Annotated in this window: 15 protein-coding genes; 2 read left to right on the forward strand and 13 right to left on the reverse strand. The window is 61.0% G+C overall.

From position 1 onward, the window contains the following. The first annotated feature begins 128 nt into the window (after positions 1–128). Positions 129–794 carry a L,D-transpeptidase gene (locus V8359_RS17395; protein ID WP_336430374.1) on the forward strand — a complete coding sequence of 222 codons (666 nt, stop codon included), beginning with the start codon at positions 129–131 and terminating at the stop codon, positions 792–794. A 94-nt stretch (positions 795–888) separates the two neighbouring features. Here the strand turns inward: V8359_RS17395 and V8359_RS17400 are convergent, their stop codons facing one another. From V8359_RS17400 to gap, 5 genes are all read right to left on the reverse strand, one after another. Further along, positions 889–1053: a hypothetical protein gene (locus tag V8359_RS17400; protein ID WP_336430375.1), complete on the reverse strand. Its 165-nt coding sequence runs from the start codon at positions 1051–1053 to the stop codon at positions 889–891. A gap of 374 nt (positions 1054–1427) precedes the next feature. Beyond that, on the reverse strand, positions 1428–2081 hold the full coding sequence (eda, locus tag V8359_RS17405; protein ID WP_336430377.1) for a bifunctional 4-hydroxy-2-oxoglutarate aldolase/2-dehydro-3-deoxy-phosphogluconate aldolase: 654 nt from the start codon (positions 2079–2081) through the stop codon (positions 1428–1430). A gap of 4 nt (positions 2082–2085) precedes the next feature. Next, positions 2086–3894 (reverse strand): phosphogluconate dehydratase, encoded by a 1809-nt coding sequence (gene edd, locus V8359_RS17410; RefSeq protein WP_336430378.1) that lies wholly within the window; start codon positions 3892–3894, stop codon positions 2086–2088. 11 nt (positions 3895–3905) lie between these two features. Continuing rightward, the gene (gene zwf / locus V8359_RS17415; RefSeq protein ID WP_336430379.1) at positions 3906–5354 is read right to left on the reverse strand and encodes a glucose-6-phosphate dehydrogenase; all 1449 of its coding nucleotides are present in this window, start codon (positions 5352–5354) and stop codon (positions 3906–3908) included. Positions 5355–5358: 4 nt separating this feature from the next. Then, positions 5359–6390, reverse strand: a complete 1032-nt coding sequence (gap, locus tag V8359_RS17420) for a type I glyceraldehyde-3-phosphate dehydrogenase (RefSeq protein ID WP_336430381.1) — start codon at positions 6388–6390, stop codon at positions 5359–5361. A gap of 170 nt (positions 6391–6560) precedes the next feature. On the opposite strand from gap, the gene V8359_RS17425 reads away from it, so the two are divergent. Further along, complete coding sequence (locus V8359_RS17425; RefSeq protein WP_336430382.1) at positions 6561–7577, forward strand: LacI family DNA-binding transcriptional regulator; 1017 nt, start codon at positions 6561–6563, stop codon at positions 7575–7577. 14 nt (positions 7578–7591) lie between these two features. Here the strand turns inward: V8359_RS17425 and V8359_RS17430 are convergent, their stop codons facing one another. From V8359_RS17430 to V8359_RS17465, 8 genes are all read right to left on the reverse strand, one after another. Further along, positions 7592–8578, reverse strand: a complete 987-nt coding sequence (locus V8359_RS17430) for a class 1 fructose-bisphosphatase (RefSeq protein ID WP_336430383.1) — start codon at positions 8576–8578, stop codon at positions 7592–7594. 3 nt (positions 8579–8581) lie between these two features. Beyond that, a complete protein-coding gene (gene glpK, locus V8359_RS17435; protein WP_336430384.1) occupies positions 8582–10069 on the reverse strand; it encodes a glycerol kinase GlpK in 1488 nt (495 codons plus the stop codon). Positions 10070–10174: 105 nt separating this feature from the next. Further along, entirely contained in the window at positions 10175–11881 is a 1707-nt protein-coding gene (locus V8359_RS17440; protein WP_336430385.1) for an ABC transporter substrate-binding protein, read from the reverse strand. A gap of 87 nt (positions 11882–11968) precedes the next feature. Continuing rightward, positions 11969–12241 carry a DUF2160 domain-containing protein gene (locus tag V8359_RS17445; protein ID WP_336430386.1) on the reverse strand — a complete coding sequence of 91 codons (273 nt, stop codon included), beginning with the start codon at positions 12239–12241 and terminating at the stop codon, positions 11969–11971. Between the two features lie 23 nt (positions 12242–12264). Next, the gene (locus V8359_RS17450; RefSeq protein WP_442970399.1) at positions 12265–13134 is read right to left on the reverse strand and encodes a carbohydrate ABC transporter permease; all 870 of its coding nucleotides are present in this window, start codon (positions 13132–13134) and stop codon (positions 12265–12267) included. Positions 13135–13137: 3 nt separating this feature from the next. Further along, complete coding sequence (locus V8359_RS17455; RefSeq protein ID WP_336430387.1) at positions 13138–14007, reverse strand: carbohydrate ABC transporter permease; 870 nt, start codon at positions 14005–14007, stop codon at positions 13138–13140. After that, positions 14007–15083: an ABC transporter ATP-binding protein gene (locus V8359_RS17460; RefSeq protein ID WP_336430388.1), complete on the reverse strand. Its 1077-nt coding sequence runs from the start codon at positions 15081–15083 to the stop codon at positions 14007–14009. The genes V8359_RS17455 and V8359_RS17460 overlap by 1 nt, the downstream gene beginning before the upstream one ends. A gap of 11 nt (positions 15084–15094) precedes the next feature. Beyond that, a complete protein-coding gene (locus V8359_RS17465; RefSeq protein ID WP_336430389.1) occupies positions 15095–16183 on the reverse strand; it encodes an ABC transporter ATP-binding protein in 1089 nt (362 codons plus the stop codon). Positions 16184–16195: the final 12 nt, after the last annotated feature.

The raw sequence follows: 16195 nt of genomic DNA on the forward strand, positions 1-16195 counted from the left end.
CATACGGTCACACTTCGGTGAAGGTCAGGAAAACCGGGCTTTGCATCATCGCTCGCGCGATCTACATGTAACAAAAGCGACCGATCCCCGCTTGCCGGACCGGGCGCACCATGAAGGAGCCGATCACGATGCTGACACGCCGTCATTTCATCACCTCGGGCGCCGCCCTCTTTTCGGCAGCCGCGCTCGATCCCCTGCCCGCCTTCGCGGCCTCACAGCGGCAGAAATGGGCCGCATGGGATGCGCAGGTCACACCGCCGAACTATGATCCGGCCACGACAAACCCTTGGGGGCTGCATCCACGCTTCCTCCCGGTTCGGGTCGAAGCCAATGACGGGCTCACTCCGGGCGACATCCATGTCGATGCCACCGCGCGCTATCTCTATCACATTCAGGGCGATGGGACGGCGATGCGCTATGGCGTTGCCATCGGCAAGGGCGACCTTTACGAACCCGGCACCTACACGATCAGGCGCAAGGCGAAATGGCCCACATGGACACCGACCCCGGCCATGATCAAGCGCGAACCCGACCGTTACAAGCAATACGAGGACGGGATGGACCCCGGCCCCAACAACGCGCTCGGTTCGCGCGCGCTCTATCTCTATGTGGGCAACCGCGACACCTATCTGCGCATCCATGGCACACCCAATCCGCGCTCGATCGGAAGCCGGGCAAGTTCGGGGTGCGTGCGCATGGTTATGGCGCATATCATTGGTCTTTACGGTCACGTCGAGACAGGCTCGACCGCCCATCTCTACGCTCCGGCGACCTCTGCGACGGCCCTGAGCTAAGGGCTTTCGCCCCATCCTTGCGCATCTGCGGCCGATGTCTCAGGTGCGGTGTGACACGCTTGGGGCCGCGCGGCGGGCGGGCGGCCCACAGCCATCAAGACGTCACGGGCGGCGCCACCTGTCCCCCGCAGATATGGCCACCATCAGGCGTTCTCAGCGGAATAAGCGTGGTCTCGACCGGGCCGGAATGTTCATACCAATAGCACCCGTCCTCGGGCGTGTAACGCGCGGTCGAAAGATCCTGATACGCGGCCGCCATGGTCCGAACCTGGTCAGGGATAGGAGCCTGCTGGCCGCTCTGCCCAGTCGCGCCGTTCATCGGCTCTGCGCACGCTCCCATAAGAAACATCGCCGCCATTGTCACTGTTACCCGCGCCCGCATCATCACATGTCCTTACGTTCAGCTTTATTGCCAAGGACCATACCCGAACACGGTGCGGCGTCCAGCCCCGGAACGCCGCGAACCGCGCTGACCACGCGGAACATGCCCCCCGGTGTGACCAAATTCCCGCGCCAATCTCAAACAAGAAAGCAAACTCAAGCCCTAGACCGGGCCAGACTGGACCGGGGAAAAGTCATTATAGCATTTCTCGGCGGCCGCGCGGTTCTCTGGGAACATCTGTCAAAGATTGTTCACGGACCCGCCCGCAACCGGGCCGCGTCCCGGGCCAGAGTCTCGATGCCGGCCCAGTCTCGTGCCGCGACAAGGTCAGGCGGGGCCACCCAGCTGCCCCCGGCACAAAGCACGTTCGACAGCGCCAGATAGGTTGCAGCATTGTTCGGACCGACCCCACCGGTGGGGCAGAAACTGATCTGCGGGAGCGGCGCACCGATTGCCTTGATCGCGGCGGCCCCGCCCGAGGCTTCGGCGGGAAAGAATTTGAGCATGTCATAGCCACAGGCGAGAAGGCGCATGGCCTCGGTGGCGGTGGCCGCCCCGGGCAACAGCGGCAGGCTTTCTTCCGCGCAGGCGGCAAGAAGCGCATCTGTGGCACCCGGGGAGACCCCGAAAGTGGCCCCTGCGGCCTTGGCGGCGCGCACGTCGTCCGGCGTGATCAGCGTGCCTGCCCCGACATGCCCGCCCGGCACCCCGGCCATGGCCCGGATCACGTCCAAGGCTTCGGGCGTGCGCAAGGTGACCTCCAACGCGGGCAGGCCACCGGCAACAAGCGCCTCGGCCAGTGGCCGCGCCAATCGTGCATCTTCGATCCTCAAAACCGGGATGATCGGGGCAAGCGCGCAGATTTCTCGGGTCAACGCGCTCGCTTCGGCTGGCGTAAGGGACATTCGGTCACGCTCCAAAAATCGTTGCGCCGGCGGTGGCCGGGCTGACGGTATTGCGGAAACTCGCAAAAAGTTCACGCCCGATGCCCGCCTCGTTCGCGCTCAGATCGGGCATCGCCGCCGGGCGCTCGGTCACACCGGCGGTCAGGATGTTCAACTCGCCCGTCACGGCATCGACCCTAAGGCGGTCCCCGTCCTGCAACTTGGCAATCGGTCCACCATCCACCGCTTCCGGGCAGACATGGATCGCGGCGGGCACCTTGCCCGACGCACCGGACATTCGCCCGTCGGTCACAAGAGCCACTTTCTGCCCCCGCCCCTGAAGGATCGACAGCAAGGGCGTCAGGCTGTGCAGTTCGGGCATTCCGTTGGCTTTTGGCCCCTGAAACCGCACGACAACGATCACATCCCCGGTCAGATCGCCCGCCTTGAAGGCCGCCTTGACCTCGTCCTGGTCGTGGAACACCCGCACCGGGGCTTCGATCACCTGGTGTTCGGCGGCAACCGCAGACACCTTCATCACCGCAGTGCCCAGCGAGCCCGACAGCCGCTTGAGGCCACCAGTCGGCTGGAACGGGTCATGCGCCGGCCTCAGTATCTTGGTGTTCAGGCTCTGCCCACCCCCCTTGCGCCAGCACAATTCGCCATCCGCAAAGTAAGGATCGTGGGTATAATGACCAAGGCCCCTGCCCGCGACAGTTTGCGTGTCAGGATGAAGCAATCCGGCCTCAAGCAATTCCCCGATCAAAAAGCCCAACCCCCCGGCGGCATGGAAATGGTTCACATCCGCCAGCCCGTTGGGATAGATGCGCGCCGTCAAGGGTGTCACGTCGCTCAGCTCCGAAAAATCCTGCCAGTCCAATACGATCCCGCCTGCACGCGCCATGGCGACAAGATGGATAAGAAGATTGGTGGACCCGCCGGTGGCATTGAGGCCAACAATACCGTTCACAAAGGCTTTTTCATCAAGAACATGACAGACCGGCGTATAATCATTGCCAAGCGCGCTGAGTTTCAGCGCGCGCTTGGCGCCTTCGCGGGTCAGCGCGTCGCGCAGGTCGGTGTTGGGCTGAACGAAACTGGCCCCCGGCAGGTGCAGGCCCATGAACTCCATCAGCATCTGGTTGGTATTGGCCGTGCCGTAGAAGGTGCAGGTGCCGGGCCCGTGATAGGCTGCCATTTCCGCGGCCATCAACTCTTCGCGCCCGCATTCCCCGGCGGCGAATTTCTGCCGCACCTTGCTCTTTTCGTCATTCGGCATGCCGCTGGCCATCGGCCCCGCGGGTAGAAACACCGCCGGAAGGTGACCAAATGCCTGCGCGGCAATGACAAGGCCCGGCACGATCTTGTCACAGACACCAAGGAACACAGCGGCGTCAAAGGTATTGTGGCTAAGCGCGACAGAGGCGGCCAAGGCGATCACATCGCGGGAAAAAAGCGATAGCTCCATCCCCGCCTCGCCCTGCGTAACACCATCACACATGGCCGGAACCCCGCCTGCAAGCTGTGCCGTGCCGCCCCCGTCGCGCGCCGCCTCGCGGATAATATCCGGAAACCGCTCAAAGGGCTGATGCGCCGAGAGCATGTCATTATAGGCCGACACGATACCCAGATTGCCCGAGGCGCCACCCGCCAACTGGCCCTTATCCGGGCCCGACGCGGCATAGGCATGCGCCTGACCGCTACAGGAAAGATGCGCCCGCGATGGCCCCTTGAGCTTGGCCGCGTGCATCCGGTCAAGATAGCGGGACCGCGTCGGTTCGCTGCGTTCGATGATGCGGTCAGTCACACGTTGGACAGTAGAGTTCAGTGTCATGGCTCTGCCTTTCAGCCGATTTCGCGCCAGCGCCGCCCGTCACGGTGCAAGAGCATCAATGCGTCTTCCGGCCCGGAACTGCCGGCGTCATAAGGGGCTGGCGTCACGCGGGCCTCTTGCCAGCCTTCGATGATCGGATCGACCCAGGCCCAGGCAGCCTCGACTTCATCACCGCGCATGAACAGGGTCTGATCGCCCCGGATCACATCCATGATCAGCCTCTCATAGGCGTCCTGCGGTTCGGCATGGGTGTCAAGCGCATCCGCGAAGGTCATGTCAAGAGACACCTCGGTCAGCCGGAAACCGCCGGGCCCCGGCTCCTTGATGGTGTTGCGCAGGGTGATGCCTTCGTCCGGCTGAAGCCGGATGATCATCGCGTTGCCCCGCCGCGCTTCCATTTTCGGAAAGATCATGTGCGGCGGGTCACGGAACACCACCGCAATCTCGGACCTGCGCGTGCGCAGTTTCTTGCCCGTGCGCAGGTAGAACGGCGTCCCGGCCCAGCGCCAGTTGCCGATCGTCAGTTTCATCGCGACAAAGCTTTCGGTGCGGCTATCGGGATCGCCGGTATGGTCGCGGAAACTGTCGCCGCCCTCCCGGGCGCGGTATTGGCCAGCCACGATATCATCCTGTTGAACCGGCTCCAGCGCCTCGATCACCTTGAGCTTTTCGTCGCGCACAGCGGTTGAGCGAAATTTCGACGGCGGCTCCATAGCCGTCAGGCAAAGAAGCTGCATCAGGTGGTTTTGCACCATGTCGCGCATCGCACCCGACGCGTCATAGTAATCACCGCGCCCTTCGACGCCCAGACTTTCGGCCACGGTGATCTGCACATGGTCGATATGGGTCGAATTCCAAAGTGGCTCCCACAGGGCATTGGCAAAGCGCAGCGCCATCAGGTTTTGCACGGTTTCCTTGCCAAGGTAATGATCAATTCGGTAAATTTGGCGTTCCTCGAAGCACCGGCGCAGATCGGCATTGAGGGCTTTGGCACTCTTCAGGTCATGCCCGAACGGTTTTTCGACCACGATTCTGCTGTCTGGCGTGGCGATGCCATGGGTCGACAGGTTGGCGGCGATCGGTCCGAACAGGGCCGGTGACACCGAAAGATAAAACGCCCGGATGACATCAGACCGCAAGGATTGCGCCAGTTCGGTCCACCCCCGGTCAGCGGATGCCTCGACGCTGACATAGTCAAGCCGTTGCAAGAACTCTGACAACGTGTCCGCGTCATCCACCGACCGGGGGGCGAAATCTTCGAGGATGTGGCGGGCTGCCTCCGCAAAGGCCGCCCGGTCCATGTCCGACCGCGCCACACCGATAATTCGTGCGTCGTCCGGCATCTGCCCCACCGCAAACCGATGATACAGTCCCGGCAGGATTTTCCTGCGCCACAGATCCCCCGTGGCGCCGAAAACGACAAGGTCGAAGGTCTCAACCGGGATGACGCGCGACACCATCCTGTCAACTCGCCAGATTAAGGGCTTCTCCGGCATGGAGCAGCGCACCGATCCGCCGCCCGGTATCGATCATCCGATTGGAAAAGCCCCATTCGTTGTCATACCAACTGACCACGCGCACCATGCCATCTTCGGTCACGGTGGTTTGCGCGGCCGCGAAACAGGATGAATGCGGATCGTGATTGAAATCGACCGAAACCAGCGGATCTTCCTCATAGGAGAGCACACCGGCCAGTTCACCTGCGGCGGCGTCGGCCAATGCGGCGTTGATCTCATCTCGGGTCGCGGCACGTTCCGGCATGAAACTCAGATCAACGAGTGAGACATTCGGCGTCGGGATGCGCACGGCGGACCCCTCCAGCCTGCCCTTCAGACGCGGCAGCACCAACGAGATGGCTCTGGCCGCACCGGTTGATGTGGGCACCATCGACAGCGACGCGGCGCGCGCGCGGTAAAGGTCGCTGTGATTCGTGTCATGGCTCGGCTGATCCCCGGTGAAGGCATGGATCGTGGTCATATAGCCGGTCTTGATACCAAAGGCCCGGTCCAGAACCATCGCCACGGGCGCAAGGCAATTCGTGGTGCAGGACGCATTGGACACGATCACGTCATCCGACCTCAGGTCACCATCGTTGACTCCATACACAATCGTGCGGTCGACATCCTTGCCGGGCGCCGAGATAAGAACCCGCTTCGAGCCGTTTTGCAGATGCAGCGCCGCCGTGTCCCGGCTGGTGAACAGGCCCGTGCATTCAAAGGCGATGTCCACATCTTTCCAAGGCAAGTCCTCGGGGCTGCGAAGGGCAGTCAGGCGAATGCGCCGCGATCCCACGACAAGCTTGTCACCCTCAACCAGAACCGTCTCGTTGAGGCGGCCATGCACGCTGTCGTATTTCAACAGATGGGCAATGGTTTCGGGCGGGGCGAGGTCATTGATGGCGACAATGTCGATATCTCTGCCACCGCTTTCGACAAGGGCCCGCAGCACATTGCGGCCAATGCGTCCGAAACCGTTGATTGCAACCTTTAGGGTCATGATCCGCTCTCCTTTATCAAGTCGTGATCCGGAACTCGGTATCGGAACCGGTATCGTTACCGTTAACGATAACAATCACACTCGCAACCGAAAATCAACGATAAAACCCGAACTCCGGCCACCGCGGAATGCCCCTTGCGGGCCGGGCCGATCTGGCCAAAGGTCGACGCATGAAAAAAAGAGCGGTTCTGAAGGATGTTGCGCGGCGTGCCGGGGTCAGCGAAATGACCGCCAGCCGCGCATTGCGCGATGCCCCGGACGTCTCGCAATCCACCCGCGAGAAAGTGCAGCAGGCAGCCGTCGAAATCGGCTATGTGCCGAATCGCATCGCGGGCGCGCTATCGTCGATGAGTTCGAACCTCGTTGGTGTCGTGGTGCCGTCACTGGCCAGCTATGTCTTTCCCGAAGTTCTGTCGGGGATATCCCAAGGCCTGAAAGCCAGCCCGCTGAAACCGGTCGTCAGTGTGACGGGCTATGATCTCACCGAAGAGGAAAGCGTCATTCGCGAATTGCTGAGCTGGCGGCCATCGGGGCTGATCGTCGCCGGACTCGAACATAGCGACGCGGCCCGGTCCATGCTGGCCTCGGCCGACTGCCCAGTTGTGGAGATCATGGACACCGATGGTGATCCGGTCGAGCATTGCATCGGCATTTCACATCTGGAAGCGGGGCGCGAAATGGCCGCGACGCTACTGGACTGCGGGTATCGCAGGATCGGTTTCATCGGCACCAAAATGGCGCGCGACGTCCGGGCGCAAAAAAGGTTCACGGGCTTCGCAGAGCGCCTTGACCAAGCGGGAGTTGTCCTCACCGATCAGGAGCTTTACGAAGACCAGTCCTCGTTCGAGACGGGCCGCAACCTCACGGCGCGCATGCTTGAACGGTCGCCCGGTCTGGACTGTATCTATTACTCCAGCGATGTGATGTCCGTGGGCGGTTACATGCATTGCCTTGCCACCGGCCTGAACGTGCCGCAGGACATCGCCCTTGCCGGGTTCAACAACTTGCAAATCCTGCGTGGATTACCTCTGGAGCTGGCCACCACCGACGCACACCGTTTCGAAATCGGCGAAATGGCCGCCGAAATCGTCCTGTCCCACCAGCGGCACCACAAGAAAACACCCCCCGTTCTCAGAAGACTGCACCCAACCGTCTCTCTGGGAGGGTCCTTGGCGCGGGGGGGCTGACAAACGGGCACATCTCATCCCGCGTGATACTCTGCCAGACGCGCCACTTCGGCCGAGGATCCAAGAATGACAGGCACACGCTGATGATGGCTTTGGGGGGATATGGTGAGAATGCGGTCCTGCCCGCCGGTCGCCGCTCCTCCCGCCTGTTCGATCAGATACGCCATGGGGTTGGCCTCATACAAGAGGCGCAGTTTTCCGCCCCGTGCCCGGTTGTCGGCATCCGCAGGGTACATGAAAACACCCCCCCGCATCAGGATACGGTGGACATCGGCCACCATGGACGCGGTCCACCGCATGTTGAAATCGCGTCCTCGCGGCCCCTCTTGTCCGGCGAGGCATTCGTCCACATACCGCCGGATCGGGGCATCCCAGAACCGCTGACGCGATGCGTTGATCGCAAATTCCGAGGTTTCTTCAGGGATGCTCATGCGCGCATGGGTCAGGCGAAACTCCCCGGTGTCGTAATCGCAGGAAAACCCCAAGACGCCGGTCCCGACAGATAGAACCAGCATCATCGCGGGCCCATAAATCGCGTAACCCGCACAGCATTGCGCCGTTCCGGGCTTGAGCAGTTGGCGGTCCCCGTCCCGATCGACGCCGCAAACCGAGAAGATCGAACCGACCGACAAGTTCACGTCGATGTTCGAAGACCCATCCAGCGGATCACAGTACAAAAGATAGTCTCCGGCCTCTGGCGTCTTGAACCAATGGGGGTCTTCGCGCTCCTCGCTGACCAGGGCGGCAAGCGCCGGGGACGTCGCGCAGCTGCGCTGCATGATATCATCCGCGATCAGATCGAGTTTCTTTTGATCCTCGCCCTGAACGTTCGTGTTACCGGCCAGGCCATGCGCCCCCTCGAAGGCCGCATCACGAAGCCTGCTTCCGATCGTCCGACAGGCCGTGGCAATGTCCTCGATCAGGAAAACCAGCTTGGGGTCCAGCGACACCTGACCGGTGTGCCCGTTCAGAACTTGGCGCAATGTTGGCTGATCGGGCATCGCTCAATACCTCATCGTTGCATCGACCGCCCGCTTCCAGGCGCCGTATTTGCGGTCGCGTGTGGCGCTCGACATCTCGGGAGTGAAGGTGCGATCAACCCTCCAGCCCTTTGAAAATTCGTCCATTCCCGGATAAACCCCAGCCCGCTGTCCAGCAAGCCAGCCAGCGCCCAACGCCGTGGTTTCCAGGACTTCGGGCCGGTCAACAGGCGCGTCGATGATGTCGGACAGAAATTGCATCGTCCAATCACTTGCCGTCATGCCGCCATCCACCCGCAAGGTGGGTTGCACCCCTTCCCCCTGCCAGTCGGCATGCATGGCCTCCAAGAGATCGCGGGTCTGGTAGCCCACGCTTTCCAGCGCGGCACGGGCCAGTTCCTCCGGGCCCGTGGCGCGGGTCAGTCCGAATATGGCGCCCCGGCACTCGGCATTCCAATAGGGCGCGCCAAGCCCGACAAACGCCGGCACAAGGGTGACCTCCTGCGCCGGTTCGGCGTTCTCGGCCAAGGGCTGGGTTTCCTTCGCATCGCGAATGATCTTCAACCCGTCCCGCAACCACTGAACCACGGCACCGGCGATGAAAATGGACCCTTCCAGCGCATAGGTCGGTTTGCCGTCGAGTTGATAGGCAATCGTCGTCAGAAGGTGGTTCTGTGAGCTGACAGGCACGTGCCCGGTATTCAAGAGCGCAAAACAGCCGGTCCCGTAGGTGGATTTGAGCATGCCCGGTTGAAAACAGGCCTGACCCACGGTGGCGGCCTGCTGATCGCCCGCGACCCCCAGGATCGGAAGAGGCCGACCAAACAGGTCGGCACGGGTCATCCCGAAATCGGCCGCGCAATCCTTCACCTCGGGCAGCATTTCCATGGGGATATCGAACAGGCCGCATATGGTCTGGGACCAGCACCCTTTGTGAATATCATAAAGCATGGTTCGTGCGGCGTTGGTTGCATCCGTCACATGCGCGGCACCTGCGGTCATCTTCCAGATGAGCCAAGTATCCACCGTGCCAAACAACAACTCGCCCCGGCGGGCGCGGTCGCGGGCGCCCTCCACATGATCGAGAATCCACTTAAGCTTGGTGCCCGAGAAATATGGATCGGCAAGCAGACCGGTCTTGTCGGTAATCGTCCGGTCATGGCCCGCCGCGCGCAGATCGGCACAAAATGCCGCTGTGCGGCGGTCCTGCCAGACGATGGCGCGATGGATGGGTTTGCCCGAGGTCTTGTCCCAGACAAGCGTGGTCTCGCGTTGATTGGTGATCCCGATGGTCGCGATATCGGAGGGCGAAAGCCCGGCCTTTTCAATGACCGCGCGGCATGTTCCGGCGGTCGTCGCCCAGATTTCTTCGGGGTCGTGTTCGACCCAGCCACTTGCGGGATAGTGCTGCGTGAATTCTTCCTGCGCCGTTGCGGCAATCCGCATCTCGCTGTCAAAGACAATTGCACGGCTCGATGTGGTCCCCTGATCAATGGTCAATACAAAAGACATGGATCGCTCCTCCTGAGCGCGAACATAGGTCCTGCGCCAGCGGCGCCCGGATGTCGGAAAATTTCGTGATTGGCCGGAGCGCGAACGCTCCGGCCGAGGGACAGATCACTGCCAGGACTTGATCAGTTCTTCATAGCTGACCGTAACCGGCTCCGGATCTTCATCCGCAAGCTCCGGCTTGGGCGCGCCCGGCTGGCTCAGCCAGTATTCGGGATCACGCGGCTCGTTCATGACCGGGCCCAATTCTCCCTGCACGCCGGCACGTTCGAGGCGCTCAAGAACACGCTCCTGTTGGGCGCAAAGCGCATCAAGAGCTTCTTGCGGTGTCTTGGCACCCGACATGGCATCGCCGATATTCTGCCACCAAAGCTGTGCCAGCTTCGGATAGTCAGGCACATTCAGCCCGGTATCAGACCAGCGCACGCGCGCCGGTGACCGGTAGAATTCGACAAGACCGCCAAGGTTGGGGGCGCGCTCGGTAAAGCTCTCGTGATCAACCGTCGATTCGCGGATGAAGGTCAGACCGACATGCGATTTGCGCACGTCCACCGTCTTCGATGTCACGAACTGAGCATAAAGCCACGCGGCCTTGGCACGATCGACCGGGGTCGATTTCATGAGCGTCCATGATCCTGCGTCCTGATAGCCAACCTTCATGCCCTCTTCCCAATAGACGCCCTTGGGGTTGGGGGCCATGCGCCACTTGGGCGTGCCATCCTCGTTCACCACTGGCAGACCTTCACGCACCATGTCGGCGGTGAACGCGGTATACCAGAACGCCTGTTGCGCGATCCCGCCCTGTGCGGGAACCGGGCCGGCTTCGGAGAAAGTCATCCCCGCAGCGGCAGGCGGCGAATACTCTTGCAGCCACTTGATCGCTTTCTTGATGGCATAGACCGCCGCCGGAGCATTGGTCGCCCCGCCGCGCGCAACGCAGGAGCCGACAGGCTGATAGTCATCGTTGACACGGATGCCCCACTCATCGACGGGGAAGCCGTTCGGCTCACCCTGAGAGCCCATGCCGGCCATCGACATCCAGGCGTCGGTATAGCGCCAACCGAGGCTCGGGTCTTTCTTGCCGTAGTCCATGTTGCCAAAGACCTCACGACCGTCGATCGTGCGCCCGGTGAAAAACTCGGCGATGTCTTCATAGGCCGACCAATTGACCGGCACGCCAAGCTCATAGCCGTATTCCTCTTCGAAATCCGCCATGATCTCGGGATCGGTAAACCAGTCGTGACGGAACCAGTAGAGGTTCGCGAACTGCTGATCCGGCAACTGGTAAAGCTTTCCGTCCGGTCCCGTGGCAAAGGATGTGCCGATGAAATCGTCGATATTGAGCGTCGGGCTGGTAACGTCGGCCCCCTCGCCTTCCATCCAGTCGGTCAGGTTGCGCACCTGCTGATAGCGCCAATGCGTGCCGATAAGATCGGCATCATTGATCCAGCCGTCATATATGTTCTGGCCGGATTGCATCTGTGTTTGCAGTTTCTCGACCACGTCTCCCTCACCGATCAGGTCATGGGTCACCTCGATGCCCGTGATCGCCGTAAAGGCCGGTGCCAGCACGTTCGATTCGTACTCGTGGGTTGTGATGGTCTCGGACACAACGTTGATCTGCATCCCGCGGAAGGGTTCGGCCGCATCGACGAACCATTGCATCTCGGCTTCCTGTTCGGCCCGCGTCAGCGACGAAAGCTCGCCTATTTCCTCGTCAAGGAAGCTCTTGGCGGCCTCCATGTCGGCGAATGCCGGACTTGCCAAGGCCAGAAGCACAGCGGTCGCGGTGCCCCGTTCAAAATAGCGATTCATGTTTGGTTTCCTCCCTTATGAACCATGGTGCGAGGGGGCTTTGATCTGTGGCCGGCGCCCCTCCGTTTCCGGCCTCGACTGCTCCCCCTATACCCAGCGGAAAACCGCAAGGGCATATAGCAGGCAGAGAAAGAGGGCATATGGTTGATGCGCCTCTACGAGTCCGAGCCAGCCCAAATTGATAAAGGCCGAGCCCAGAAGAGTGATGAAAAGCCGGTCGCCCCGTGTGGTTTCGATCCTCAGAATGCCCGTTCTGGGCGTTTCCGGGAACTTGATCGCGAGCACCGCAAAGGTGATCAGCAACGCGGCGATGACCATGAAGAAAATCGCGGTCGGCCAGGTCCATGCCATCCAGTCCATTGGAAATCCTCCCCTTTCAAGCGTTACACGCGACCCAGGGCAAAGCCCTTGGCGATGTAGTTGCGGACAAAGTAGATCACGAGCGCCCCCGGCACGATGGTCAGGATGCCCGCCGCGGCCAGCACGCCCCAGTCGATGCCGGATGCACCTTGGGTCCGGGTCATGATGGCGGCAATCGGCTTGGCATCCACCGAAGTCAGAGTGCGCGAGAGCAGCAATTCCACCCACGAGAACATGAAGCAGAAGAACGCCGCGACCCCGATCCCCGACGCAATCAGCGGCGTGAATATCTTCACGAAAAAGCGGCCAAAGCTGTAACCGTCGATATAGGCGGTCTCGTCGATCTCCTTGGGCACGCCGCGCATGAACCCTTCGAGAATCCACACCGCCAGCGGCACGTTGAAGAGACAATGCGCCAACGCCACGGCGATATGCGTGTCAAAAAGCCCGACCGAGCTGTAAAGCTGAAAGAACGGCAGCGCAAAGACGGCCGGCGGGGCCATGCGGTTGGTCAACAGCCAGAAGAACAGATGCTTGTCGCCCATGAAGTGATACCGGCTGAACGCATACGCCGCAGGGAGCGCCACCGCGAGGCTGATCACCGTATTCATGACCACGTAAATCAGCGAATTCACATACCCCATGTACCAGGACGCATCGGTGAGGATCGTGGCGTAATTGGCAAAGGTCAGATCACGGGGCCAGAGCGTGAACTCGTTCAGGATCTCGGTGTTGGTCTTCAGGCTCATGTTCAGCAGCCAGTAGATCGGCAACAGCAGGAACAAAAGATAGAGCGTCATCACCACGGCGCGGGAATTGATCCGCATGTGGGCCCGGCGGTTGCTGCCGCGCGCGGTCAGCTTGCCGGGAATGTTTGAAGTCGCATCAGCCATGGCTTAGCCCTCCCGCTTATCAAGGTTGACCATCACGGTGTAGAACACCCACGAGATGAGAAGGATCACAAGGAAATACATGATCGAGAAGGCCGCCGCAGGTCCAAGGTCAAACTGTCCCAGCGCCATCTTGACGAGGTCGATCGACAAAAGCGTCGTCGCGTTGCCGGGGCCCCCGCCGGTGACGACGAACGGCTCGGTGTAGATCATGAAGCTGTCCATGAAGCGCAGCAGGATCGCGATCATCAGCACGCCCGCCATCTTGGGCAACTCGATGAAGCGGAACACCTTCCAGCGTGACGCCTGATCGATCTTGGCCGCTTGGTAATAGGCGTCGGGGATCGACTTAAGCCCGGCAAAAGCCAACAGCGCCACAAGAGAGGTCCAGTGCCAGACATCCATCACCACGATGGTGATCCAGGCCGCCAGCGTATCCTGCGTATAGTTGTAATTGATGCCAAGCGCGTCGAGCGTATATCCCAGAAGACCGATGTCGACCCGGCCGAATATCTGCCAGATCGTGCCAACCACGTTCCACGGAATAAGCAGCGGCAGAGACATCAGCACAAGGCAAAGGCTGGACCAGAAGCCGCTTTTCGGCATGTTCAGCGCCACGAAAATTCCCAGCGGAACTTCAATCGCCAGAATGATGCCCGAGAACATGAGCTGACGGCCCAGCGCGTTCCACATACGGTCCGAGTTGAGCATTTGCGTGAACCACTCAAGACCGGCCCAGAAGAACTGGTTGTTGCCGAACGTGTCCTGAACGGAATAATTGACCACTGTCATAAGCGGGATCACCGCCGAGAAGGCCACCAGAAGAAGCACGGGCAGGACAAGGAACCACGCCTTTTGATTCACTGTCTTTTCCATTACGCAGCCTCCCCGCTGACGCGCCAGTCATTGGCGTAGACATTGACATGGGCCGCATCGAAAGTGACCCGGTTCATATCGGCGCTGATGCGGTCATCCTCACCGGCGATGATGTTGATATCGTGTCCGAAAAATTCGGCCCGGATGATCTTGTGGCGGCCCACATCCTCGACTCGGCGCACCTTGACGGGCAGGCCCTCGGATTGGGACAGACGGGCGAATTCCGGGCGCACGCCGATCTCGACCTTGCCATCAAGCGGCTTGTATCCATGGGCCAGGTCCACGGATGAACCGTTCACATAGGCCTTGTTCCCGTCCACTCGCGCCGGGATCACATTCATACCCGGTGAGCCGATGAAATAGCCTACGAATGTATGCTCGGGACGCTCGAACAACTCATCGGGCGTGCCGATCTGCACGACACGGCCATCATACATCACCACCACCTTGTCGGCGAAGGTCAACGCCTCGGTCTGGTCATGGGTCACGTAAATCATGGTGTGACCGAAATCGTGGTGCAGCTTTTTCAACTGGGTGCGTAATTCCCATTTCATGTGGGGGTCGATCACGGTCAGCGGCTCATCGAAAAGCAGGGCATTCACATCCTTGCGCACCATCCCGCGACCCAGCGAGATCTTCTGCTTGGCATCCGCCGTCAGGCCGCGCGCCTTTTTGCGTAGCATGTCCTCCATGCCGATCATGCGGGCGATTTCCTGAACGCGCTCGGCGACATAGGCTTCGTCCCGGCCGCGATTGCGCAGCGGGAACGCCAGATTGTCATGCACGCTCATCGTGTCGTAGACGACCGGGAACTGGAACACCTGCGCGATATTGCGCTCGGCTGTGGGGGCGTCGGTCACGTCCTTGCCGTCGAAAAGGATACGACCCTGTGACGGGTGCAAAAGCCCCGAAATGATGTTGAGCAGCGTGGACTTGCCACAGCCCGACGACCCGAGAAGCGCATAGGCCGCGCCATCTTCCCAGTCGTGATTCAACTCCTTCAGCGCAAAATCGTCTTCGCCGCCCGGATTGGGCAGGTAGGAATGCGCAAGGTTATCAAGTGTGATCTTGGCCATGATGTCCCCCCTCAGGCCGCGAGCGCATAGGCGGCAGGCGCCACGAGCTTGCCGTCTTCGCCGAAAATATAAACATGCCGCGGGTCAAGCCATACGCTCAGCTCGTCGCCAAGGGTCAGGTAATGCACCCCATGGATCAGGCCCACCCAGCGTTCGCCATGGTGATCAAGATGCACAAAGGTCTCCGATCCGGTCAGTTCGGTCACGCTCAGCGTCGCCTTGAATTCCATAGCGTCCGCCGCATGCTGACCGATCTCAAGATGGTTGGGCCGAAACCCGGCGGTATAACGGCCATCGGACAGTTCGGCGATCTTGCCAGTGGCCGCCGTGCTCTGGCCGTTGCCAAACATGATCCGGTCGCCGGTCTTGGAAATCGGCAGGAAATTCATCGGCGGATCGCTGAACACCCGCGCCGTCGTGGCATCCACAGGCTGGCGATAGACCGAGGGCGTCCGACCGAACTGGGTGATGCGCCCCTCCCAAAGCGTGGCGACATTGCCCCCCAAAAGCAGCGCCTCTTCGGGTTCCGTCGTCGCGTAGACAAAGATTGATCCCGACGCCTCAAAGATCTTCGGGATCTCGACACGCAACTCTTCGCGCAGCTTGTAGTCCAGATTGGCCAGCGGTTCGTCCAGAAGCACCAGCCCGGCATTCTTGACCAGCGCGCGCGCCAGCGCACACCGCTGCTGTTGCCCCCCCGAAAGCTCGAGCGGCTTGCGGTCAAGCATCGGAGCAAGCTTCATCAATTCGGCGGTTTCGCGCACGCGGCGGTCGATTTCGGCCTTGTTGGCCCCCATCAACTTCATCGGCGAGGCAATGTTGTCATAGACGCTCATCGACGGATAGTTGATGAACTGCTGATAAACCATCGCCACATCCCGGTCCTGAACGCGCAGGCCCGTCACGTCCTTCCCCTGCCACAGAACCTCGCCGCTGTTCGGCACATCCAGCCCCGCCATCAGCCGCATCAGCGACGTCTTCCCCGAAAGCGTCGGCCCGAGCAGCACATTCATGGTGCCCTTTTCAAGCGTCAGATCGGTCGGGTGGATATGGGTCTGCCCATCCACGGTCTTTGACACGCCCCTCAGTTCCAGCGTCATCTGGTTCTACTC

It is taken from the genome of Roseovarius sp. E0-M6 (assembly GCF_037083845.1).
GTDB lineage: Bacteria > Pseudomonadota > Alphaproteobacteria > Rhodobacterales > Rhodobacteraceae > Roseovarius.